Below are 24,838 nucleotides of genomic sequence, written 5' to 3' on the forward strand. Positions count from 1 at the left end.
CACCCCGCCTGTCCGGTGGCGGCCCGCCTCAGTTCTCGGGCCAGCTCGCCTCGATCTGGTCGAGCACGTCCTGCGAGTCCGCGCCGAGGATCCAATCGACCATCCCGGTCCAGAAGGTGCCGGACCCGACGGCCGTCGGCATGAGGTCGGAGGCGTCGAAACGGAACTCGGCGTCCTTGTCCTGGAGGATGGTGATGACGTTCTCGAGTTGCTCGCTCGTCGCGTTGGCCGGGTCCACCCCCTGGTTCGCGCTGACGAGGCCCTGTTTGACCATGTCGTTGGCGAAGGTCGCGGAGGAGAAGTACTCCCGCACGGCGGTCACGGCCGGGTCGTCGGACAGTGCGGCGACGAACTCGCCGCCACCGACCAGGGTCTGGGTGTCGCCCTCGTCCATGACGGGCATCGCGAAGCCCCACACGTCGCCGTCGGGAGCCACGTCGTACTCCTCGTCCCAGGTGGCCGAGCCGTTGCGGTGGCTGAGGTAGCAGGAGCCGTCGCCGATGGCGTACAGGGCGTCCAGCTGGTTCGTGGAGGCGATGGAGCTGACATCCCCGAAACCGGCGTTGACGTAGGCGTCGTTCTTCAGGATCTTGCCGACCTCGTCCAAAGCGTTGACGATCTGGGGGTCGTTGAAGGGGATCTCGTGGCTGATCCACTGGTCGTAGACGTCGGCGCCGGCGCTGCGGATGACGAGATCCTCCAGCCAGTCCGTTCCCGGCCAGCCGGTGGCCGCCCCGGACTCGAAGCCCTCGCACCACACCCGGTCGCCGGTCTTGGAGATCGTGTCCGTCAGGTCGAGCAGTTCCTGCCAGGTCGTCGGGACCTCGTAGCCCTTCTCCGCGAAGGCCTTCGGGGAATACCACACGAAGGACTTCAGGCCGGTGGTCAGCGGCGAGGCGTAGAGGGTGCCGTCCACGGATCCGTAGGTGCGGAAGCCGTCCGACCATCCCGTCTCCACGTTCTGCTGGACGGTGTCGGTGGCCGGCACCAGGAGGTCTTCGTCGGCGAGCGAGGTGAGCAGCCCTGGCTGGGCGACGAAGAGGATGTCAGGGAGGTTCCCGCCCTGGATGCGGACCTGGACCTGCGACTCGAAGTCGGAGGATCCCTCGTAGACGATCTCGACGCCCGTGCAGGTGGAGAAGTCGGCCCAGGAGTTCTCCAGGCGCTCCTGATCGGCGCCGGTGTAGGGGGAGTAGATCGACACCGAGGAGCCCGACAGATCGCCGTAGCTCTCGTAGGCGGAGCAGTCCGCGCTCGACGAGGATCCGCTCTGCGATCCGCTCGAGCAGGCCGTCAGGCCGGTCAGGCCCAGCGCGGCCGCGAGCGCGAGGCCGATCAGGGGCCGGCGGGAATGATGGTGCAACATGCTTCTTGTCCCTTCCGTGTGGCCGGGCCGCGACTGCGGACCCGGGATGGACGGCCGCCGCCTCGCAGCCGTCCGGGTGTCTCCTCCACCGCCGAGTGGTCTCAGCGCGGTCGCCGGGCCTCGCGGTCCGGCAGGTCGGGGAACGGCCGGTGCCGGCCGGCCTGGTACCAGTAGGCGACCGAGGCGACGTCGTCGGACCGCTCGAAGTAGCCGGTCCCCACCTGCCCGATCTGCTGGAGCGTCACCTTCAGCGAGGCTTCGAAGTGGATCGGGTCGGGCAGGTGCCAGCGGTACATTCCGTGCTCGGGAGCGATGTCCTTCGCGTAGGGGTCCATCCGGCCCCGGTCGCGCGTCGAGTGGTGGGGGTAGCCGAGGAACGGCGTGCTGTAGGTGAGCACCTCGACATCGCCTCCGGGGTCCATCCGGTCCTGGAAGGCCCAGGCCCCGCCCACGTAGTCCTCGGTCCCCGTCCCGCAGATCGTCGGGTAGTCGGTGTCGGAGTCGATGTAGAACTTCATCTCGCCCTCGCCCCACCAGTGCCGCTCCAGGGCGGCGATGGCCAAGTAGGTCCCGACGTAGGCGCCCCGGCCCTCCACGCCGTCGAGCACGATGTAGTCGATGCCAGGGGCGGTCAGGCGCTGACGGCGCCATTGGGCGAAGAAGTGGGGGGTGCCGGGGTCGACCTCGGTGAGGACGTAGTCGATCTGGTAGAAGAAGCCCTCGATCGGACCGGGGTGCTCGTTGGTGACGGTGATGCGCGCGTTGCGGCAGAAGGGCATGGAGAAGTAACAGTTCATCCCGCCCGTGGGTGCCACGACGATCGGCAGGGAGTTCACCAGGCACCGGGCGCCGAAGCCGTTGCAGAAGAAGTCCCCGAGCGGGGTCTCGACGGCGGGGTTCTCATCGTCGTCCCAGTACATCCGCAGGACGAGGTCGCGCAGCACGTAGCCGACGGCGTCGGTGAGGTCGGGGCAGGTGAACCAGATATGCCGGATCTCCCCGGGCCCCTCGATCCGGGCGATGGTGGCCGTCTCCCCGGGTTGGATCGTCACGCAGGGGCGTCCCTTGCGGGAGGGCCCCAGATGGGACGAGGCCGTCCCGCCGGCTCCGGGATCGCCCTGCGGGTTCTCGGCGGTGATGGCTCGACTGCGGATCGGCCGGCTGAGATCCGGGATCGGCAACGGGGTCACAGGACTGCTCCTTCACATCTGCACCGGTCGCCACACGTCGTTGCGCCGACCACTCACGCAGAGGATGCTAGCGACTTGCCTCTCAGAGTGCAAGCGTTTGCGTAGCATTCTCGGTTCGAGTACGTTGTCTCTCGACAACCAGGCGGTCACTCATTGTTGAAATACCCAATATCCTGACAAGACTGCCGCCTCGACACGGTCCGTGTTGCTGTGCACACGATTGCATCATCTCGAACGGAAAGGACGCGCGATGCCCGAGGCCACGACCCCCGGCGCGACACGGACCCCGCGCCAGGCGATCGGGGACCCCGCCCTCCCCCGCGTCCACTTCGTCCCCCCGGCCGGCTGGATCAACGACCCCAACGGCCTGACGTGGTGGAGGGGCCGATACCACCTCTTCTACCAGCACAACCCCGACGCGCCCGTCCATCACCGGATCCGATGGGGCCATGCCGCGAGCGCCGATCTGCTGCATTGGGAGGACCTTCCCCTGGCTCTGGAGCCGTCGCCGGGCCCCGACGAGGACGGCTGCTATTCCGGCGTGTTCCTCGACGTCGGCGGCACCCCCGCCCTCCTGTACTCCGGCCACGCCCCGCGCCGCCAGCCCACCGAGGTGGGATGCCTGGCCGTGGGGTCGCAGGACCTCGCTCGCTGGACGAAGGCGGGCCGCCCCGTTCTCCTGCCGCCCGCGGACCCCGCGCCGCGCCACATGCGGGACCATTGCGTGTGGGCCCACGAGGGCACGTGGCATCAGCTGGTCGGCGCGTGCCTGGAACCCGGCTCGGGAGCGGTGCTGCACTACACGGCGACGGACGTGCGCCGCTGGGAGTTCCGCGGCGTCCTCCTGCGCCACGAGGACCTGCCGGGGGGCGGCGTCGGCGTCGGCACGATGTGGGAGTGCCCCGACCTGATCCGCGAACCAGGCTCCGACCGCGCCGCGCTCGTGTTCTCGGCCTGGGACGAGGGCCGCACGCTCCACACCGTCCAGGTGCCCGGGCGCAGCGACGGTCGGGGCTTCACCCCGGACGGCCCCGCGCGGCTGCTCGACCTGGGGCGCCGGCACTACTACGCGCCGCAGAGCCTCCGCATCCCGGACGGGCGGACGATCCAGCTGGGGTGGGTCCAGGAGGACCGGGACCGCGCGTCGATCGAACGCTCCGGTTGGAGCGGGGCGCTGTCCCTGCCACGCGAGCTGAGCTTCGGGGAGGACGGGACGCTGCGGGCGGCCCCGCTCCGCGAGCTGGAGACCCTGCGCGGACCTGTGCGCGTCGCCCGCCGGGGCGCGGCCGGCACCGGCCTCGTCCCCGGTCTGTCCGGCACCTTCGAGGCCGAGGCCGAGCTGACGCTGGACCGGCCCGGGGACGAGGCCGTGGTGCGCGTCGGCGACCACCCCGGCCCCACCCTGGTACTCGGTCTCCGGTTCACCCGGACCGGCGACGGCGTCCGGGTGGAGCGCCACCCGGACCGCCACCACGCCGGCGATCCCGGTGACGTGCTGCCCTGCGGGCCCGGCGCGCTGGAACTGCGGATCGTCGTCGACGGGTCGGTGGCCGAGGTCTTCCTCGACGGGCGCGCGCTCACGCTGCGCACGGATCCCGCCTCCCCGGGGGCCGCGGCCGTCAGCCTGTCCGCCGTCGGGGCCGGGGCGCATCTCGGCCGGCTCCGAGCCTGGGACCTGCGCCCGGTGTGGACCTGACGTCCGGCCGCCCCTCGGGCGCCGGCCCGCCCCGTCCTCCCCTCTGTCACGAAGGAACTCCTCGATGCGCAACAGCGTGCACCTCATCGTCTACACCGCCCGGATGGGAGGCACCATCCGCCAGACCGGCGAGCTGCTCCGCTCCGGCTTCGGGGACGCGATCGGAGGGGTCCACCTGCTGCCGTACTTCACCCCCTTCGACGGGGTCGACGCCGGATTCGACCCGGTCGACCACACCGCTGTGGACCCGCGTCTGGGCACGTGGGAGGACATCCGGAACATCTCACGCGACTACCAGGTCACCACGGACATGATCGTCAACCACGTGTCCTCCCACTCGGCGCAGTTCCGCGACGTGCTGGCCCGCGGCCAGGACTCCCCCTTCGCCCCGATGTTCCTCAGCCTGTCGACGGTGTTCCCCGACGGCGCCACGGAGGACGATCTCACCCGGATCTACCGTCCGCGCCCGGGGCTGCCTTTCACGGCCATGCGGGTCGGCGCCGAAAAGCGCCTGATGTGGACGACCTTCACCTCGGAGCAGGTCGACATCGACGTGGAGTCGGAGCCGGGGCGCGCCTACCTGCTGCAGATCCTCGACGCCCTGGCGGGCGCCGGGGTGTCGCTGGTGCGCCTCGACGCCGTGGGATACGCCATCAAACGGGCCGGCACCACGTGCTTCATGATCCCGCAGACCTTCGCCTTCATCGACCGGATCCGCGCCGCCGCCAACGAACGCGGCCTGGAGGTCCTCGTCGAGGTGCACTCCCACTATGAGGACCAGGTGCGGATCGCCACGCAGGTGGACTGGGTCTATGACTTCGCCCTGCCTCCGCTGCTCCTGCACACCCTGTTCACGGGCGACGGAACCGCTCTGCTGCACTGGCTGAGGGTGCGCCCGCACAACGCCATGACGGTCCTGGACACCCACGACGGCATCGGGGTCATCGACGCCGGCCCGGGTGAGCTCCGGGCCGACGGGACACGCCCCGACGGCCTGCTGACGCCCGGCCAGGTGGAGGCCCTGGTCGAGGAGATCCACCGGCGCACCCGGGGGGAGAGCCGCCAGGCGACGGGGGCCGCCGCCTCCAACCTCGATCTCTACCAGGTCAACTCGACCTACTACGCGGCTCTGGGCGGGGACGACCAGGCCTACCTGATCGCCCGCGCCGTCCAGTTCTTCGTCCCCGGAGTGCCCCAGGTCTACTACGTCGGCGCGCTGGCGGGCGGCAACGACATGGATCTGCTCGCCGCCACCGGCGTCGGCCGGGACATCAACCGGCACCGCTACACACCCGAGGAAGTCCGCTGCGAGCTCCGACGTCCCGTGGTCCGCGAACTGATGGCCCTCATGCGGATCCGCTCGACACACCCGGCCTTCGACGGGGAGTTCTCCCTCCTCTCGGCGGACGCGACGGCGATGTCCCTCGAGTGGCGCGGCGGGGACCGCGGTGAGCATCTCGCCCGGCTGGACGTCGATTGGCGCACCCGGGAGGCCTCGATCCGTCTGAGCGCCGCCGACGGGCCGGTGACCGCGCCGCTGTCGAAGGTGAGCGCCCTGGTCGCGCGTCTGCCGCACGGCGTCCGGACGCGCTGAGGGGAGGCATCCCCTCAAAGGGGCCGCGTCCGCTACCGTCTCCACGGACGGGCCCGCAGGCGGGGGACGACCGACCGCGGCCAGAACCGGGCGCGCAGCGGCGCCGCGCGGAGCAGATCCCGGATGCCGTCAGCCAGGTCCCGGCGGAGTCCGGCACGGTCGGACACGGCGCCGCCGAACCGCTCCGCCACGACCGCGTCCGCGAGCGCGCGCGCCGCGGCGGCGCCGCCCGCCCCCATCGCGGTCCCCAGGCGCTCCGCGACGGCCTCGGGTGTGCGGGCGCGCGGCGGGGGTGACGAGGCCGTCGCCCGTCCGCCCGACGGCGCGCGACCGGAGACCGGTGCCAGCGCTCCCGTGTCGAGCGCGGTGTCGACCAGTTCGGCCCAGGCATCGGCCGCCGGCGACGCGCCTTCCTCGATGCCCCTGCGCCGGCGGCGCCGGCGCCTCCACCGGATGGCCGCTGGCGCGAGGGCGGCGACCAGTATCGCGAGAGCCGCGAGGAGGCCTGCGACCGGCCCAGCCGGACCGAGGCCGCTTGAGCCGCTCCCCGCGCCGTTCACGGGACCCGACCCGTCCGCCGGATCGGCCGCGGACGGGCCGGAGGCCGCTCCGGGATCCGCCGACCGCGCGCCGGAGGGAGTGGGAGCGGAGGCGGGGGACCCGGACGGGCCGGGATCGGCGGTGCCCGCGGCGGCGCCTGATCCGTCGTCCGCCCGCGCACCCGCCCCGCCCGGGGTGGGCTCGTAGGCGACCCAGCCGACGCCCTCGAAGTAGACCTCGGGCCAGGCGTGCAGATCGCGGGCGGTGACCGTGGTCCATCCGGACCCCTCGGAACGGGAGGCGTATCCGACGGCGATGCGGGCCGGCATGCCCAGCGAACGCGCCATCACGGCGAAGGCCGTGGCGAAATGGACGCAGTAGCCGCGGCGCGTCTCGAGGAACGCGGACATCGTCTGATAGGGGTCGTCGGGGTCGGCGCCGGGGGTGTAGGGGGCGTCCTCGTCGTAGGCGAAAGAGCCCGAGCGGAACCAGCCGGCGAGGGCCTCGGCGGCGTCCTTGCGGGTGAGGGCCCCGAGCGTCGCCTGTCCGGCGGCCTCCGCGATCTCGGCGGGGACGCCCTCGGGGAGGGCCCGGTAGGCGGCGAGGCCGGGAGCCGGGTCGGCGACCGGCCAGGACGACCCGTCGTCCAGCGATCCGCAGGCGTTGGGCATCTGGCCGGCCAGGAGGGGGCAGGCCACCACGGTGTAGGCGTCGTCGCGAGCGGTCACGCCGGACTCGGAGCGCGCGGTTTGCGTCTCCGCCACCCATCGCCAGTCGGAGGCCGCCCATCCGGTCGCCCCGTCGGGGACGACCCGCTGCGTCCCCTGGGACAGGGGCAGCCAGGTGCTGAGCAGTCCCTCGACGCGGATCGACATCGCTCCGGATGCCACGAGAGACGGGCTCCACACCGGGGCCATGGGATCGCCGGGGTCCAGCGGCGAGCGCGGATTCAAGACGGAGTCCTCGCCCGTGTCCTCCTCAGGGCGCCAGGTGCCGCCCTCGAGGTCGGTGAGCACGGCCAGCGTGAACCGCGTCGCAGTGCCCTCCGACGGGCCCGTGTAGCGCAGGACGGGGGTGTCGCCGCGTTCGCGGAGGTCCTCGCCCAAGGTCACGGTGACGTCGGGGACCCCGTCCCAGACCGGCCCGGTGGCGATCGCCGCCGTGTTCCACACCCGGTCCCGGCTGGGAGGCAGGAGGGCGCCCAGGCCCGCCGCCAGCGCCACGGTCAGGGCGACGGCGAGGGCTCCGCGCCACCATCCGCGCCGCGGCGGCGCCCCGATCCACAGCAGCGCCCCCAGCAGCGCGCCGCAGGCCGCCATCAAGCCCGCGGACACATGCATTGAGGTCACGACGGGGCCGATGACCAGCAGGGCGGCCGGCACCACGCCGGCCAGCAGCAGCGCCCCCATGCCGACCAGGAGCAGCGCCGCGATCCACGCGAGGGCCAGGCAGGCGACCAGCACCAGATCGGCGAGGCCGCCGCCCACCTCCACGGGCGCCGACCCGGCGTAGATCGCCAGCCGCGCCTCGCGCACCAGGGCGTCCGGGTCCGTGGCCCATTCCCCCAGCCTCCCGGCGGCGTGGACCTGCGCGACGACCACGACGGCGCCCGCAGCGAGCCCCTCGACGCAGGCCCCGATGCGCAAACGGGGCAGGAGGGAGCGCGCCAGCGCGGCCACCCCAACGGTCGCGCCGGCGACGGCCAGAGACCAGCGGGCCCATTCGCCGGAGGCCAGCACGGAGCCGAGTCCCGTCAGGGCGACGCCGAACAGGGCGATGACCACCGCAGCCGCGGCAAGGGGCCTGAGGCGGGGGCCGTCGTCCCTCCGATGCGCCTCACGCACCGTCGCCGCCCCCGCTCGCCACCATCTCGGCCCGCCAGCCGGCTGGCATACCGGCGGGGGCCGCCCCCGGGCCGGTGAGCAGCAACAGGCCGCGCGGGAGGCCCGGGAATCCGGCATCCAGGGTTCGCCGCAGGCCCTGGGTCAGGGATCCGGCGACCGCCACATCCGCGTCGACGAGGACGGCGCCGCTCTCAGGGCCGCGCTCCGCCGCCTCCGCGGCTCCGCCATCGGGCATGACCTCGGCCAGTGCCAGCATGAGCCGGTCCGCGTCCCCGGGGCGGAAGGCGAGCGTCCGGGCGCCGAGACCGACCGTGACGTCCTCGCCGCGTCCCAGCCACTCCAGGGACAGGGTCGCGACCACGGAAACGGCCAGCTCGAAGGCCTCGTCCCGGCCGGCGTAGGCCTCCGCGGCGGTGACCAGCGCGATCGTGTGCCGCCTGCCGGATCCGGCCTCCGGGATGTTGACCAGCAGCCGACCCTGCCGGGCGGTCTGCTTCCAATGGACGAGGCGCAGGGCGTCCCCCGCGCGGTAGTCGCGGAGGTTCCCCGCGGGTTCGCCGGCCCCGGGGCGGGCGGCCTCCGCGCCCTCTCCCCCAGCGCCCATGGGAAGCGCCTCGATCCCGAGCACCCGGGGAAGGACGACGAGGTCCACGCTGCTCCTCCCCGCGGGCCGCGCCGTCATCCGGGCCAGTCCGAGCCGGTCCTCGACGGTGACGCGATCCGCCGACACCGTGTGGCGCCCTCGTCTGCCCAGGGGCGCCCGCAGTTCCGCCTGGGCGCCGCGTCCGGAGGGCGCGTCGATCCGGGCCGTCCGCCGGGCGCCCTCGTCGACGCGCCAGGCCAGGGTCAGGGGGAGCAGCGCGGGGAAGCGGTGGTGGGCCTGGACCAGCACCGTCGAGGTCTCCCCCACGGTGGGAGTGGGCACCGGGGCCGTCAACCGGACGGACGGACGGGCCCAGGCGAGGGCGAGGGCGGCCCACACGAGGGCGACCAGCAGGGCGGCCGCGCACAGGGCGGCCAGCAGCAGCACCTCGCGCAGGCGCAGCACGGCCCAGGCGACGGCGGCCGCGCCTCCCAGGGCGAGCACGCCCCATCCCCGCGGGGTGGGGAGCAGCCGGACCCGGACCCGGGCGCTCACGCCAGTCCCGGCACCGGGAGGCGGCCGAGGATCTCGGAGACGGCCTCGGCCGCGGCGGCCAGCGCGTCCAGCGAGGAGGCGTGGCGCCCGCGAGGGACCAGACGGTGGGGCAGGACGACGCCCGCGAGGGCCGCGATGTCGTCGGGCGACACGAAGGAGCGTCCGAGGACGCCCGCTCGCGCCCTCGCCATGGCGGCCAGATGCAGGGTCGCGCGGGGGCTGGCGCCCAGCGCGATCCCCGGGTGGGCGCGGGTGGCGCCGATGAGGGAGACCAGGTAGCCGGCGACGCCGTCTGCCATCGCGATGCCGGCCACGCAGGCCCGGGCACGCAGGATGTCATCCACGGAGGCGACGGGGGCGACAGCGTCCAGGGGGTCGGAGGCTCCGGCCGCGGTGCTCCGCGCCCGCAGCATCGCCAGCTCTGCCCGGGGCTCCGGGTAGCCCAGCGAGAGGCGGATCATGAAGCGGTCGCGCTGGGCCTCGGGCAGGGGGAAGGTCCCCTCCATGTCCTGGGGGTTCTGCGTAGCGACGACCATGAACGGGTCAGGCAGGGGCAGGGTCGCGCCGTCGATGCTGACCTGACGCTCGCCCATGGCCTCGAGCAGGGCGGACTGGGTCTTCGGGGTGGCGCGGTTGACCTCGTCGCCGATGAGGACGTGCGTGAAGACGGGCCCGGGGTGGAACCGGAATTCCTGGGTGGACCGGTCGAAGACGGAGACGCCCGTGACATCGGTGGGCAGCATGTCGGACGTGAACTGGATGCGGGTGGCGCGCGCGTCGATGCTGCGCGCGAGCGCCCGGGCCAGCGTCGTCTTCCCGACGCCGGGGACGTCCTCGATGAGCATGTGGCCGCCTGCGAGCAGGGCGCACACGGCGGCGTCGATCGCCTCCGGCTTGCCCGAGATCACGGTGGCGACCGAGGCCCGGATCCGCCCTGCGATCGCCGCCACCTCCGGAGCCGTCATGTCACCCATCGCTCCCCCTCCGCATGCCCGTTCCGCGCCGCCCGTCCGAGGGGCGCGCCCAGTCTATTGCGGAGCAGGCGGGGATCGGCGGGAGCGCCTCATGTCAGCCGCGGCTTCTGCTTTCTCCGGTCGATCGACGGAAATGTCAGTGGCGGGGATGTAGCGTGGCGATATATCGTGCCGCTACCACGAGGGGGGACGACGATGGGCGTACGAGCCGAGATGCTGGAGCTGGCGGTCCTGGGCGAGTTGGACCAGCCGACCCACGGCTACGAGCTGCGTCGGCGCCTGTCGGAATCGGTCGGCACCCTGCGCCGCCTGTCCTTCGGCTCCCTGTACCCGGCGCTGCACCGGCTGGAGCGCGGGGGGCTCATCACCGCCCAGACCTCGCCGGACCGGCCCGGCAAGCTGCTCTACACCATCACGGAGGCCGGCCGCTCCCACCTCGCCGAGGAGCTCGAGCACGTCGACAGCGACGACGACTCCTTCGGCGTGGCGATGGGCCTGATGTCGAAGGCCTCGCCCGCCGCGCGCCTGCGCCTGCTCCAGGACCGCCGCGCGCGCGTGCTGGAGCGACGGGAGGCCCGCCGCCGCGCGGGCGACCGGGGCGGCGCCTCCCCGGAACGCGATCCTTGGAGGTTCGCGCAGCGCCAGATGGAGGCCGAGGCGGCCGATCGCGAGATCACGTGGCTCGACCGCCTCATCGCGGCCTCACAGACCCCCCAGGCGGGGCCGCCCTCGTCCACGCCTCCCACGAAGAGGCGCGCGACGAGGGCGAACACCCCCCGCCCGGGTTCGCGGCGTGCCAGCGCCGCACCTACCCAGAAGAAGGACACAAAATGACACCAATCCGCACTGCGATCGTCGGCGTGGGCAACTGCGCCTCCTCCCTGGTGCAGGGAGTCCATTACTACCACGATGCGAGCCCCGAGGACACCATCCCCGGCCTCATGCACGTCGACTTCGGCGGCTACCACGTCCGCGACATCGAGTTCGTCGCCGCCTTCGACGTCGACGAGGCGAAGGTCGGGCTCGACCTGGCCGATGCGATCACCGCCTCCCAGAACTGCACGATCCACATCGCCGACGTGCCGCGAACCGGCGTCGTCGTCCAGCGCGGCCACACCGGCGACGGCCTGGGAGAGTACTACCGCGACACGATCACCGAGTCCCCGGCGGAGCCCGTGGACATCGCGGCCGCTCTGCGCGAGGCGCGCGCCGACGTGGTGGTCTCCTACCTGCCGGTGGGCTCGGACGAGGCCGACAAGTTCTACGCGCAGGCCGCCCTCGACGCGGGATGCGCCTTCATCAACTGCATGCCTGTCTTCATCGCCTCCCGGCCGGAGTGGGCGCAGAAGTTCGCCGATGCGGGCCTGCCGATCATCGGCGACGACATCAAGAGCCAGTTCGGCGCCACCATCTCCCACCGCGACCTGGTGCGCCTGATGGAGGAGCGCGGCGTGCGCATCGACCGCACCTACCAGCTCAACGTCGGGGGCAACATGGACTTCAAGAACATGCTGCAGCGCTCCCGCCTGGAGTCCAAGAAGATCTCGAAGACGAACGCCGTCACCTCGAACATGCGCGGGCACCTGGACCCCCGCAATGTCCACGTCGGCCCCTCCGACTACGTTCCGTGGCTCGACGATCGCAAGTTCGCCTTCGTGCGCGTGGAGGGGACGACCTTCGGGGACGTGCCGATCCAGATCGAGTACAAGCTCGAGGTCTGGGACTCCCCGAACTCCGCCGGGATCGTCATCGACGCCATCCGCGCGGCGAAGATCGGGCTGGACCGCGGCATCGGCGGGCCGCTGGTGAGCCCGGCCGCCTACTTCATGAAGTCCCCGCCCGAGCAGCGTCCCGATGAGGCCGCACGCAGAGCCGTCGAGGCCTTCATCCGCGGCGAGGTCGAGCGGTGACCGGTCCGCTCGTGGCCGCCCGGTTCTGACCGGTATGGGTCGCCTTCGTCCCTGTTCGTCCCCTTCGCGGTCGCAGCGCCGGGGACGAGGGCGGCCTCTGGTCTGTCGCGTCGGTGACATCGCGCGGACAACACAGGGTCCATGCAGCGCACCGTATGCTCGTCCCGTGTCCGCGCAGCCCGCATCCCGAGACCGCCTCTCGTTCGTGGTCGGCGGGTTGATGGCCGACGAGGCGGCTATCGCCGCTCCACTCCAGATGGAACTCCGTTTGTGGGCTGGGGTCAGGGTCGCTCTGGTGGAGGGGAACCTGCTGCACGCGCGCACCCGCGCCACCTCGGTGCGCCTCGCCCGCGAACTCGTCCAGCGGATGGCAATGCTCACCGAGGAGGAGGTCTCGGCGCTCGCCACCTCACTCGCCCCCGACCGCGCTCACCTCATGTGGGCGGCCATGTGCCGACGGTATCCTCTGGTCGCTGACTTCGCCGAAAGCGTCTTGCGCGAGCACTTCCTCCTGGGCCAGCAGACGCTCACACCCGAGGACTTCGACCGATTCTGGGCGGGACGTGCCCTCTGGCATCCCGAGCTGGACGGCATCAGCGCATCGACGCGCAGGAAGCTGCGCACGAACCTGTTTCTCGCCTTGCGTCAGTCGGGGATGCTCTCCCCCGCGGGCGTAATCGTCCCTCCACTCATGTCCGAGGGCGTCTCTGCTCTGTTGCGCCGACGTCTCCCGTCGGACCTGAGGTTCTTCCCGGTGCGGTGACCGCGGAAGCGCGCCCAGGTGCCTGCGGGAGGCCGTAGTCTGGGGCGACAGACGCTGGGGATCTGCGGCTTGGCCGACACGGAGGATGCATGAGCTGGTACGACGACACAGTCGCGGTCGCAAAGGCGGCATCCGTCCGCGACCTCGGCCAGGAAGAGTCCCAGATCGCGCAGGTCCTCGCCTCGGATGACTTCCTCCACCAACGGGGCCGGCTCTCGGGTGTGCCGTTCTACGTGTGGGCGTACCCCGCGACCCGCGAACTGGAAGCCCGGCAGGCCTGCGCGCGCCTGAGGACGCGGCTCCGGACCGAACACGGCCTGACCGTCGTCGTCATCGACCTCTACGACCTCATGATCGACGTCCTGCGCGGCACCGGCATGCTCGACCGGATCCTCCTGATGGAGCCGAGCCTGGATCCCGAGGACTTCCGCGTCGCCGTCCAACGGATGCTGACGCCGGAGCGCCACCTGGCGCCGCGGATCCTCCAGCGCATCCAGGAGGAGCCAGGAAGCGACCTCGTGTTCCTCACCGGGGTCGGGCACGCGTTCCCGTTCATCCGCTCGCACACGGTGCTGGGCGCCCTGGAGTCCGTGGCGACCGGCGTTCCCGTCCTCCTGTTCTTCCCCGGCCAGTACACGCAGTCCCCGGAGACAGGGTCGGCCCTGATCCTGTTCGGCACGGAGCCCGACCAGTACTACCGCGCCTCCAGCATCCTCGACCAGATCCCCTGACGCACGAAGAGACCCATGAATCCCTCAGTGAGAACCCACGCCCCGACAGTCATCCACGACCTGTTCACCAAGGACATCGCCCGCCCGATCGAGGGCGTCGTCAAGGCCGATGACTCCGCGCACGTCGCGGAGGAGGTGGCCGAGTACGTCCTGACGAACGAGGTCGCCTCCGCGCTGTCCGCACTTCTGGAGACCTACGCCGAACCGGTCTACGGATCCGGGAACGGCGTGTGGATCTCCGGCTGGTTCGGGTCCGGGAAGTCGCACCTGCTCAAGATGCTTGCCCACCTGCTGGGTCAGGTGCCCGGGCAATCCGGGGTGTCCCGCGCGTGGGTGGTCGACCAGTTCGCCGCGAAGGCGCGGAGCGTCGACGACGGCTTGCTGGCCGGTGTGCTCGCCCGCGTCGGCCAGATCCCCGCCACTGCCCTGCTGTTCAACATCGACGCGAAGGCGCCGGTCATCGACCGGTCGCGCGAGGACGCGCTGCTGCGGGTCTTCGTTCGCGTGTTCGACGAGGCCCGCGGCTACTACGGCGAAAGCCCGGCGGTCGCCCGCCTGGAGCGCGACCTCGATGACCACGGGCTGCTGGGCCGCTTCCGCGAGGCGTTCCACGAGCGCACGGGCACCGCGTGGGAGACGGGGCGGGAGCAGACAGTCTTCGTCGGGCCCGACATCACCGCTGCCTGGGAGGAGGTGACGGGACAGCGCACCGAGGAGGACATCCTCGCTCGCTATGAACGCACCTACTCCCTGTCCATCGAGGACTTCGCCAACGAGGTCGCCCGATGGCTGGCCGCGCAACCCGCCGACCACCGCCTGGTCTTCCTGGTGGACGAGGTCGGCCAGTTCATCGGCTCGAACACCCAGCGGATGCTCAACTTGCAGAGCGTCGTCGAGCAGCTCAACACGAAGTGCCGGGGCCGCGCCTGGGTGTGCGTGACCTCCCAGGAGGACATGGAGGCGGTCATCGGCGACCGCACGAAGTCCCAGTCCTACGACTTCTCGAAGATCCAGGCGCGCTTCGCGACGCGCGTCAACCTGTCCAGCCGCGACGTCACGGAGGTCATCGAGAGGCGCCTGCTGGACAAGAACGCTGCCGCCCGCAGCGCCCTGGGCCGTCTCTATGACGTGGAGAAGCCCCGCTTCCGCACGCTGCTGGAGTTCCCGGACACGGGACCGGTCAACACGGTGTACCGCGATGCCGAGGAGTTCATCGCCCTGTATCCGTTCGTCCCGTCCCAGTTCTCGCTGTTCCCCGATGCCCTGATCGGCCTGTCCAAGAACAACGCGTTCGAGGGCCGCCACGCGTCCGTCGGCGAGCGCTCCCTGCTGAGCGTCGTGCAGGAGGTCGGCAAGGAGATCGCGGATGCTCCGGTGGGCGCGCTGGTCCCCTTCGACCGGATGTACGCAGGGATCCGGACGTCGGTGAAGTCGCAGGCCGCCCGCAACATCGTCCGGGCCGAGCAGGACCTGCCGCAGTGCCGGGAACGGGAGACGGCGATCCGCCTGCTCCGGGCGCTCTTCTTGGTCAAGTGGGTCCAGGGGTTCGACACGACGCCGCGCAACCTGACGGTCCTGTTGACGGACTCCTTCGACCAGGACACTCGGGCGATGAGCGCCCAGGTCCAGGCCGCGCTGGGCCTGCTCGAGGCGCACACACTGGTTCAGCGCTCCGGCGACCAGTACTCCTACCTCACCAACGAGGAGGAGGACATCGAACGGGCGATCCGCGACATCGACGTCACCTCGGACGAAATCTCCCGCCAGCTGGCTGAGATCATCACCACCGAGGTGATCCGCACCCGCACCTACCGGGATCCGGGCACCGGGCGCGACTTCAAGTACGTCGTCGAGCTCGACGGCGTCACCCGCTCCACCGGGCAGGAGCCCCTGGCGGTCCACTACATCTCGAAGGCGATCGGCCTCGACCGTGGAACGGTGCTCGCCCAGTCCTTCGACCGCAACGAGCTGCGTGTACTCCTGGCCGAGGATCCCCGGCTCTATGCGGATCTGCGCCGCCATGTCCAAACCGCCCGGTACCTGCGCCTGGTCACCGGCGAGGACGCCAGCGAGAGCCGTCAGTTCTTCATCCAGCAGAAGCGCCGCTCCCACGACGCCCTGCGCCGCGACCTCACAACCCGAGTCGCGCGTGCCATCTCGGAGGCGGAGCTGGTCATCCACGGGGCGACCATCGAGGTTCCCGCCTCTGACCCGCCGACGCGCATCGACCAGGGTCTGGCCCAGCTGGTGGACCGCGTCTACACCCAGCTGCAGCTCATCGGCGCCCATCAGTACACGGAGAAGGACCTTCGCACCGTCCTCGCCACGGACCCGACGCTGGTCGACCGGTCTTCCGACACCCTGCAGTCGCCCGCCGACGAGGTCGCCGCCCACGTCGCGAGTGAACGCCGCCAGGCCACCCGGGTGACCGTGGCGACCCTCGTCGCCCATTTCGACCAGCCGCCTTACGGATGGCCGCTCCTGGCGACCGTGTGCGCGCTCGCCCGACTGCTGGCCGCGGGCCGCGTCCGCCTGGAGTCCGCAGGCAGGCCCGTGTCGCGCACCGAGGTTGCCGGCCTTCTGCTCAACCGCGACCAGCGGGTCACCACCCAGGTTCTTGAGGTCCAGCAGGTCGATCCCGCCCGCGTGCAGCGCCTGCGGTCCTTCGCGACCCGCTTCTTCACCTCCAGTGGTTCGGATCTGCCCGGGGACGCCCGCGACCTGGCCGAACGTGTGCGCGAGCTGCTGGACGCGTCGGTGGCAAGCTGGACGGTGGCGCGGAGAACGGGTACCGACCGCTACCCGTTCCTCGTGGAGCTCGACCAGCCGATCCGGAGCCTGGGAGAGATCGCCGGACGGACCGCGTCGTGGTACCTGGAGGAGTTCGCGGCCGACCAGGCCCAGGACCTGCTGGCCGACAAGGAGGACCACGTCGACCCGATCCTGGGGTTCCTCCATGATGAGTCGCGCTGCGCGATCTATGACGATGCCCGGCGCCTGCTCCATGAGAACAGGGAGTCCCTGGAGTTCCTCCCCGACAACGAGCCGGTGGCGGACCTCCGCACACGTCTGGCCGACCCGAACATCGTGCGCGGACGCGGAATCGCCCGCCTCAAGGAGTCCACCGAGGCACTGCGGACCATCCTGGACCGCGCCGTGCAGTTTGAGCGCGACGCCGTGCTGGCCACCATCGACGCCGTGTGGGACAGCGTCCAGACCATGGAGCAGTCCAGCAGCGCCACCGACGCGGGGCGGGCCAAGGCGTCGGAACGCGTCGAGCACTGGCGGTCCCAGGTGGCCGCGAGTGCCAGCATCCCCGCTCTGCGTCAGCTCCGCTCCGAGGTTGACGAGGGCGGCCTAGCGCTGCTGATCGGAGTCCTCGAGACAAGACGCGCACCCTCTCCCGTCGTTCCGGTCCCCTCTCGGCCCGGCCCGCAACCCGTCGTTCGCCCCGCACCGATCGTCGCGATCCGGGATCTGCCCATCCCCCGTCGCCGCCTGCTCGCCACCACGCAGGACGCGGACGCCTACGTCGAGGAGCTGCGCGGGGTGCTGCATGAGGCGATCGAGCAGGGTCGGCGGGTGTCGCTGTGATGGACCTCAGGCAGCTGGAGTCCTTCGCCACGACGTCGCGGACCCACCTGATCCGCCAGATCGACGGCCTGGTCACGACGGTGCTCGCCCCCACGTCGGTCGCGCGCCTCGAATCGCCGTCCGCCGTCACCGCGCTGGAGGACGACATCGCCCGGAACGGCGGAGGGGCGACTGGACGCCGCCACGTCGTCGAGGAGCAGGCGTACATGTGGTTCAACCGCCTTGTCGCACTGCGCTACATGGACGCCCTCGGGTTCACGGCGACGCCGGTCGTGTCCCCCGAGGGCGAGATGGCCAACGGGCAGCCGGGGGTCCTGGCGGCGGCCAAGAGGGGCGAGTTCGATCCGGCAGTCTATGGAACACGATCCAAGTGCGTCGAGCACATCGCGGGCCTGTTGCGGGGCACCGTCACCGCCCATGACCGCGAGGGGGAGGCCTACGGCCGGATCCTCGCCGCACACTGCGCGTTCTGGAGCCGACGGATGCCGTTCATGTTCGATGCCGGGGAGGCGTACTCCACGCTACTGATGCCCACGGACCTGCTAGCCCGCGGCAGCGTGAGGAGCGAGGCCGTGCGGGTCCTCAGCGCGGACGTCTGCAGGAGTGGCGTCGAAGTGATCGGCTGGCTGTACCAGTTCTACGTCTCAGAAAAGAAGGACCAGGCGTTCGCCGGCTTCAGCAGTGGCGGAAAGGCCGGCCCGGACCAGATCCCGGCCGCGACCCAGCTGTTCACACCCGACTACATCGTCCACTATCTGGTGCAGAACTCGGTTGGGCGCCTATGGATGCTCAACCACCCGGACTCTCGGCTCGTCGACAGCATGGACTCCTTCATCCCACCGGCGGGTGAGCCGGGGGAGTTCTTGCGCATCGAGCGCCCGGAGGACCTCACCGTCATGGACCCGGCCTGCGGGTCGGGACACATGCTGACCTACGCCTTCGACCTGCTCGCGCGCATCTACGAGGAGCAGGGGTACCCACGCTCCGAGATCCCTGCGCGGATCCTCACGCACAACCTGTTCGGGTGCGAGATCGACCGTCGCGCCGGATCCTTGGCCGCCTTCGCGCTCACGATGAAGGCTCGCGCGATGGACCCGCGGTTCCTCCGACGCGAGGATCCGATTCAGCCGCACGTCACGGTGATCCGCCCGGTCAGGTTTGACGACGCCGACCTTGAGGAGCTGACCCGGGACGTTCCGGTTCGGGAGCATGCGGCGCTGACCGCGTTCTGGAACGCGTTCGCCCAGGCGGACTCTCTGGGTTCGTTGACCCAGCCGGATGCGGCCATTCTCGCCACGGCACGCACGGTCGCCGAACGCATCGACTCGCACACGTTGCGCGGGGACCCGCTGCACCAAGGCGCGACCCGCGTGATCGAACAAGCGCACCCACTCAGCCAGACGTACACAGTTGTCGTCACGAACCCGCCGTACATGGGCTCCGGTCACATGTCGGATGACCTCAAGAAACACATCACACGTGAGTTCACGGCCGGCCGGTCGGACCTGTACGCGGCATTCATCCTGCGCTGTCGGGAACTCGCCCGCCCTCTGGGCGCGGTCGCGATGATCACCATGCAATCATGGATGTTCCTCAAGTCCTTCAGTGACCTCCGAGCCTCGCTGCTGACGAACCAGACCATCGACTCGATGGTGCATCTGGGTGCGCGCGGTTTCGACACCATTGGCGGCGAAGTCGTGTCGTCCATTGCGTTCGTCCTGATCAATGCTCCCGCACCGCATCATCAAGGTCGGTACCTGCGCCTGGTCGAGGGCAGCAACGAGGCGGCGAAGCGGAACCTCCTCGCCCATGCCCTGAGCACCAGAAACACCGACGCCGGATGGTTCGAAGCCGCCTCCTCAAGCTTCCGGCAGATCCCCGGTGAGCCGATCGTGTACTGGCTGTCGGAGGCGATACGGAGCACGTTCACGAAGGGGCGGCCTCTGGGTGAGGTCGCGCAACCACGTGTCGGGCTGCAGACCGGAATGGATGCGCGATTCGTCCGGGAGTGGTGGGAGGTGGACTGGCACCCCGACGCCATGCACTGCGCGTCACGCGACGAGGCCGCCGCGAGCGGGCGGCGGTGGTTCCCGTTCAACAAGGGCGGCGATTTCCGGAAGTGGTACGGCAACCAGGAGATGGTGGTCAACTGGAGCGATGACGGCAGAGTGATTCGAACCTTCGGATCCGATGGAGGCAGAACTCGCTCCAGGCCACAGAACATGGAGCTCTACTTCCGGGAGTCCGTCTCGTGGTCTCGAATCAGCTCAGGGGAGCTGGCCATGCGCTCCTATCCGAACGGGTTCGTCTTCTCCGACGTCGGACCATCGGCCTTCCCAGCGACCGGTCTGCGGCCCGCACTTCTCAGCCTCGCGAACTCCACGTCATCCCGCGCGATTCTGGCCGCGGTCGCCCCGACCGCTCATTTCGAGGTCGGACAGGTCGCGTCTCTTCCGATCCTGGAGTCCGTGCCTGCCGAGGTGCCGAGCCTCGTCGAGGCCCTCGTGTCTACCGCCCGCGCCGACTGGGACAGCTTCGAGACGTCGTGGGATTTCACCGGCTCCGCCCTCGTGAATGACGGATCCACGCGCACCCTGCAGACGCGCGTGGAGGCGTTCCTGGCGGAATGGGCACAGCGGTCGCGGGAGCAGCAGGCGCGCGAGACTCGTAACAACGAACTCGTCGCCGAGCTCTACGACGTCGTCGGGGAGGTCCCGACCGATGTGCCGCTGGAGAGAGTCTCGCTCACGCGCAACGTCGCGTTCACGTACGGAGCGGGCAGGAGCGACCGGGAGTACCAGGATCTCGCGACGCGCGACCTGGTGAAGGAGCTCATCAGCTACGCGGTGGGCTGCATGATGGGCCGGTACAGCCTGGACGTGCCGGGCCTGATCCTGGCCAGTCAGGGTCAGACCTTCGACGACTATCTGGCTCGGGTGCCCGACCCAACGTTCCGCCCCGATGAGGATGGCATCATCCCCATCACCCGCGACGAGCGCTTCGACGACGACATTTCGATGAGGTTCCGCGCATTCCTGGCGGCCGCGTTCGGGGGCGACCACCTGGAGGAGAACCTGCGGTTCGTGGAGGCGGCGCTCGGGACGCCCCGACGGCCGATGCCGATCGCCCAGTACTTCCGCACCGGATTCTTCCGCGACCATCTCGGCCGCTTCAACAACCGGCCCATCTACTGGAAGTTCTCCTCCGCCCGGAAGGACGGGGCGGGCGCCTTCAGCGCGCTCGTGTACCTCCACCGATGGACGCCCTCGACGCCGAGCCTGATCCTCGGCGAGTACCTGCGCACATTCCAGAGCAAGCTCGCTGCGGAGATCGAGTACCTGGGCTCAACCGGGGCCACCGCGGATGCGCGGAAGGCCGACGACCTGCGGGCGCGTCTGACGGAGTGCCGCGACTACGAGCGCGATGTCCTGTACCCCCTGGCCACCCGCCGGGTGGATGTCGACCTGGACGACGGTGTGTTGGTCAACTACCTGCGCATGGGCGACGCGGTGGTGGAGGTGCCGACGATGGAGAAGAAGCGTGCGAAGGTCGCGACCTGGACGTGGCCGCACCACCCACTGGAGGAGCAGCCATGAGCGTCCTCGACCTGGTCGTGCGCCAGCTCCGCGAGCGCTTCGCCGTGGCCGGCGAGGCCGGGCGCCTGGTCATCTGGCACGACGCGAACGCCGAGTACGCCGAGCAGGTGGACGGGCTGGACCTGGGCGACGTGACCGTCGTGCGGGTGGACGAGTCCACTCAGTTCGCGGTCAAGGAACGCCTGCTGTCCAAGGAGCCGGACCGGCGCTTCCTGGTCTACCGGACCGGGCCTCTGCCGGAATCGGCGGTCGACGACTGGCTGGCGGACCTGGAACTGGCGTACGGCGTGTTCGTCGCCGACACCGCTTGGCTGATCGCCACCGAACTGGGAGGCGGTGAGGCATTGCGCGCAGTGGTCGCCGCTCACCCGGAGTTCTTCCGCGCCCGCTCCCGGGTGGAGGCGCTGCGCCCGCTCGTGTCGCCGGACGACACGCCTGACCAGATCACAGCCTCGATGGTCCGGGTCGCCCTGGGCGCCGACGACCGCTCACTGTCGGCCGTGTGGCGCCATCTTCTGACTGAGCATGCGAGGGGAGCCACCACCGGCATCGACGCCCTGGGACGGCTGGGCCTAGCGGACTTCCACTGGTCGGGCACTCGGCGCATCTACGGCTATGACAGCCCCGAACCCTCCGTCGAGGACTTCACGCTGTGGCTGTTCGGGCAGGCGTGGCGCGGGTTCCGGCCGGAGGATCGCGGGATCCTGCGGGACTTCAGCGTGTGGGTGAACGACATCCGGTTCCGCGATGCCTATCGGGCACTGGCGGACCACGCGGCCGACGAACTCGGCGTCGACGCGGAGATCGAGGACATGGCGCTGCCCGACCTGGTGGACCGCGGGGTGTTCCGCCAGGTCGACAGTCAGATCCTGCGCCTGCTCGCGGACGGGATCGCCGAGCGGACCGTGTCGGACGCCGACGTGCGGGACATCGTGGGCCGGCGATCGGCAGGCCCGTGGGCGCCCTCGTACCTAGAGGCCTACGCGGCACTGCGCGCAGCCTCGGACCTGCTCACCCGCGTCGACACCCTCGATGTCTCGATGGCGGCTCCCGCCGACGGCGTCCGGCGCTACGCCGCGGAGTGGTCGGCGATCGACCGCGCCTACCGGGACTACTGGCGGTGCGCCCCGGGCACGCCGGACGCCATCCCCGAGTCTCTGGGGCGGTTGGTGGAGGGGCGCTACACCGTCGACTTCCTGTCCGCGCTGGGGGTCGCCTGGCAGGCCCAAGTGGACACGCTCGACGCGTGGCGCATCCCGGGCGTGCCCGAGCAGCGGGAGTTCTTCCGGGAGAGGGTTGTGCGGGGATTCCTCGACCATGGCCAGAAGGTCGTCGTCATTGTCTCCGACGCCCTGCGCTACGAGGTCGGCCAGGAACTGGCCGAACACATCCGCCGGGAGAACAACTACACCGCGGATATCGCCCCGATGCTTGCCGCGTTCCCGTCCTACACCCAGCTCGGCATGGCGGCCCTGCTGCCGCACGGAGAGCTGGCGTTCGACCCGGCGGGCACCGGACTGGTGACGTCGGACGGCGCTGCCACCTCCGGGACAGACAACCGCACGCGGATGCTGGCGTCTGTCGAGGGGGCCGCCATCCAGTCCACGGCGTTCATGAACCTGCGCAAGGAGGAGGCCCGGGAGCGCGTCAAGGCGCACAGGGTGCTCTACGTGTACCACAACCGGATCGACCGGGCAGGCGAGGACATCCTCACTGAAGGGGAGGTGCCGGAGGCGGTGTCGGACGCTGTGGACGACCTTGTCGCGCTGGTCAAGAGGCTGGCCGGGGCGAACGTCTCGAACATGATCATCACCGCCGATCACGGGTTCCTGTTCCAGCACTCCCCGCTGGAGGACTCCGAGTTCGTCGCGGAGTCCCCGCAGGCCGATGCTCCACCGAAGGCATCTCACCGGTTCGTTCTGGGGCGCCGACTCAAGCGGTCGGACTCCTTCACCACGTTCACGTCCACGCAACTGGGACTGACCGGCGACATCGAGGCGCAGGCGCCGAACTCCGTCCTTCGCCTGCGCAGCAGCGGCTCCGGCTCCCGCTACGTCCACGGCGGCGCCTCCCTGCAGGAGGTCGTGGTGCCAATGTTGACCGTCAACAAGAGCAAGCGGACCGGCCAGCGCGACGTGCGCCCCGTGGCCGTGCGGCCGCTGCCCTCGACGAACCGGATCACCACGGCGCAGGTGACGATCACGCTGTACCAGGAGACACCGGTCAGCGACAAGGTCCAGCCCATCACCCTGATCGCCGGCCTGTACGCGCCCGACGGGACGCTGATCTCGAACGAGGCGACGGTGCACTTCGGCCAGACCTCGGACCAGCAGCGCGACCGCTACCAAGAGGTGCAATTGGTACTCTCCCACCAGGCCGATGACTACAACGGGCAGACGATCGAACTGCGCATGGACGAGCCGCGCGGGAGCACCCAGCGGCGCCGGTACCCGAGGTCCCTGACGTTCACCTTGCAGCGGACCTTCACCACCGACTTCGACGAATGGTGAGGCCGTATACTCGGGCGGGAGTCCGACTGGTGAGGGGGAGTCATGGCTGAGGCCAGGATCACTGCCGTGCACCTCACGGCCTTCAAGTCTTTTGTGAATGAAGTCCTCCCGCTGTCTGACCTCACGATCCTCACGGGCCTCAACAGCTCGGGCAAGTCGAACGCGCTCGACGGACTGGACGTCCTGTCCCGGCTGGCCACCGGGGGCGACTTGGCGGACGTGCTGGATGGACGGGGCCAGTACGGCCCAGGAGAAGTGCGCGGTGGCTCAGCAGGATGCCCTCCCCACGGGACCGACACCTTCGAGCTGGGCTGCACTGTCGAGCTGGGCGATGAGGTCTTCGAGTACTCCGTCACCGTTCGGGTCGCCCCTGATCTGCGGATCGAACGGGAACAGCTCCAGGGACCGGCCCGCGCCGAGAAGTCGAAGAAAATCCGGAGGCGAGACCTCATCACCGCGACAGGCGAGGAGAACGCTCCCGGTCTTGACGTCCGCATCCACAACGGGAGGCGAGGAGTCAACCCGGCAACCTTCGTCCGGGACAACCGCTCAGTCCTCGCACAGGCGCCCATCCTGGTCAGGACCTCGAGCATTGCTGGACGCGAGGTCCTCCACGGGGTGGATGTCGTGCAGAGCGCCTTGCAGGCAGTCTTCGAGTTCGACCCGGTGCCGATCGCGATGCGCGACTACGTTCGCCGCAGCGACGCCGCCCTCAAGCGAGACGGATCGAACCTGTCCGCCGCAATCCTCAACCTGCAGCACACCCAGCCCGCGCGGGCTCAGAAGGTTGTCGAGGCGATCTCCACGATCGCTGCCAACCAGGTGACCGGCGTGCAGTTTGAGACCACCACGCGCGACGAGGTCATGCTCTCGCTCACCGAACACGACGGGAGCAGGACCTCGGCCCGGGAGATGAGTGACGGGCTGCTTCGCTTCGCAGCCGTGGCCACCGCCCTCCAGTCGACTGCGCAGGATCTGGACGTCGACGCCGACGACGACGCCGTTCCCCTGACGCCGGATTCCGAACCCGTCACCGGCAAGGTCCGCGTGGTCCTGGAGGAGATCGAGAACGGGCTCCATCCCTCACAGGCGCGCGTGGCTCTGCGGATGATCGAGGACGCCGTGACATCCTCCGGCCTTCAAGTCACGGTCACGACCCACAGCCCTGCGCTGCTCAATGCGCTGACCGGTGAACTCAACGACAAGGTCGTGGTGTGCTACCGCGACGAGGAGGGGCACAGCCGCCTCTCGCCATTGGTGGAGCTGTCCGGATATGCGCAGGCAATGGCCCATGGCGAGATCGGCGACCTGGTGACGCGATCCGAACTGGTTGCGCCGACTCCTGAGCGCTCGGTCGACCTCGACGCCTTCCTCTCGGCGATCGGTGGCTGA

15 protein-coding genes are annotated in these 24,838 nt (G+C 70.3%); 10 read left to right on the forward strand and 5 right to left on the reverse strand.

Features of this window, described 5'->3' with window-relative positions; genetic code table 11:
- Nucleotides 1–28 precede the first annotated feature (28 nt).
- Nucleotides 29–1,366: an ABC transporter substrate-binding protein gene (locus ACFQWG_RS10935; protein ID WP_380975237.1), complete on the reverse strand. Its 1,338-nt coding sequence runs from the start codon at nucleotides 1,364–1,366 to the stop codon at nucleotides 29–31.
- 101 nt (nucleotides 1,367–1,467) lie between these two features.
- Entirely contained in the window at nucleotides 1,468–2,556 is a 1,089-nt protein-coding gene (locus tag ACFQWG_RS10940; RefSeq protein WP_380975239.1) for a glycoside hydrolase family 172 protein, read from the reverse strand.
- A gap of 250 nt (nucleotides 2,557–2,806) precedes the next feature.
- Between ACFQWG_RS10940 and ACFQWG_RS10945 the strand changes: the two genes are divergently transcribed.
- Both ACFQWG_RS10945 and gtfA read left to right on the forward strand, forming a co-directional pair.
- Nucleotides 2,807–4,252 carry a glycoside hydrolase family 32 protein gene (locus ACFQWG_RS10945; RefSeq protein ID WP_380975241.1) on the forward strand — a complete coding sequence of 482 codons (1,446 nt, stop codon included), beginning with the start codon at nucleotides 2,807–2,809 and terminating at the stop codon, nucleotides 4,250–4,252.
- Nucleotides 4,253–4,316: 64 nt separating this feature from the next.
- Nucleotides 4,317–5,846, forward strand: coding sequence for a sucrose phosphorylase (gene gtfA, locus ACFQWG_RS10950; protein ID WP_380975243.1), 1,530 nt, complete (start codon nucleotides 4,317–4,319; stop codon nucleotides 5,844–5,846).
- A gap of 32 nt (nucleotides 5,847–5,878) precedes the next feature.
- Here the strand turns inward: gtfA and ACFQWG_RS10955 are convergent, their stop codons facing one another.
- From ACFQWG_RS10955 to ACFQWG_RS10965, 3 genes are read right to left on the reverse strand one after another with little or no spacing between them, the layout of a single operon-like run.
- Nucleotides 5,879–8,230 carry a transglutaminaseTgpA domain-containing protein gene (locus ACFQWG_RS10955; RefSeq protein ID WP_380975245.1) on the reverse strand — a complete coding sequence of 784 codons (2,352 nt, stop codon included), beginning with the start codon at nucleotides 8,228–8,230 and terminating at the stop codon, nucleotides 5,879–5,881.
- Nucleotides 8,223–9,368, reverse strand: a complete 1,146-nt coding sequence (locus ACFQWG_RS10960) for a DUF58 domain-containing protein (protein ID WP_380975247.1) — start codon at nucleotides 9,366–9,368, stop codon at nucleotides 8,223–8,225. Before ACFQWG_RS10960 ends, ACFQWG_RS10955 begins: the two co-directional genes overlap by 8 nt.
- A complete protein-coding gene (locus ACFQWG_RS10965) occupies nucleotides 9,365–10,342 on the reverse strand; it encodes an AAA family ATPase (protein WP_380975249.1) in 978 nt (325 codons plus the stop codon). Before ACFQWG_RS10965 ends, ACFQWG_RS10960 begins: the two co-directional genes overlap by 4 nt.
- A gap of 195 nt (nucleotides 10,343–10,537) precedes the next feature.
- Here ACFQWG_RS10965 and ACFQWG_RS10970 point away from each other — a divergent pair, with 195 nt between their 5' ends.
- From ACFQWG_RS10970 to ACFQWG_RS11005, 8 genes are all read left to right on the forward strand, one after another.
- Complete coding sequence (locus tag ACFQWG_RS10970; protein ID WP_380975251.1) at nucleotides 10,538–11,176, forward strand: PadR family transcriptional regulator; 639 nt, start codon at nucleotides 10,538–10,540, stop codon at nucleotides 11,174–11,176.
- The gene (locus ACFQWG_RS10975) at nucleotides 11,173–12,252 is read left to right on the forward strand and encodes an inositol-3-phosphate synthase (protein WP_380975253.1); all 1,080 of its coding nucleotides are present in this window, start codon (nucleotides 11,173–11,175) and stop codon (nucleotides 12,250–12,252) included. The genes ACFQWG_RS10970 and ACFQWG_RS10975 overlap by 4 nt, the downstream gene beginning before the upstream one ends.
- 166 nt (nucleotides 12,253–12,418) lie before the next feature.
- Nucleotides 12,419–13,015, forward strand: a complete 597-nt coding sequence (locus ACFQWG_RS10980; protein WP_380975255.1) for a DUF1819 family protein — start codon at nucleotides 12,419–12,421, stop codon at nucleotides 13,013–13,015.
- Nucleotides 13,016–13,104: 89 nt separating this feature from the next.
- Entirely contained in the window at nucleotides 13,105–13,746 is a 642-nt protein-coding gene (locus ACFQWG_RS10985; protein ID WP_380975257.1) for a DUF1788 domain-containing protein, read from the forward strand.
- A gap of 27 nt (nucleotides 13,747–13,773) precedes the next feature.
- Nucleotides 13,774–17,340, forward strand: coding sequence for a BREX system P-loop protein BrxC (gene brxC / locus ACFQWG_RS10990; protein ID WP_380975259.1), 3,567 nt, complete (start codon nucleotides 13,774–13,776; stop codon nucleotides 17,338–17,340).
- A complete protein-coding gene (gene pglX, locus ACFQWG_RS10995; RefSeq protein WP_380975261.1) occupies nucleotides 17,340–20,936 on the forward strand; it encodes a BREX-1 system adenine-specific DNA-methyltransferase PglX in 3,597 nt (1,198 codons plus the stop codon). Before brxC ends, pglX begins: the two co-directional genes overlap by 1 nt.
- The gene (gene pglZ, locus ACFQWG_RS11000; protein ID WP_380975263.1) at nucleotides 20,933–23,446 is read left to right on the forward strand and encodes a BREX-1 system phosphatase PglZ type A; all 2,514 of its coding nucleotides are present in this window, start codon (nucleotides 20,933–20,935) and stop codon (nucleotides 23,444–23,446) included. The genes pglX and pglZ overlap by 4 nt, the downstream gene beginning before the upstream one ends.
- Before the next feature lie 42 nt (nucleotides 23,447–23,488).
- On the forward strand, nucleotides 23,489–24,838 hold the full coding sequence (locus ACFQWG_RS11005; protein ID WP_380975265.1) for an AAA family ATPase: 1,350 nt from the start codon (nucleotides 23,489–23,491) through the stop codon (nucleotides 24,836–24,838).

Source organism: Schaalia naturae (genome assembly GCF_042665795.1).
Lineage (GTDB): Bacteria > Actinomycetota > Actinomycetes > Actinomycetales > Actinomycetaceae > Pauljensenia > Pauljensenia naturae.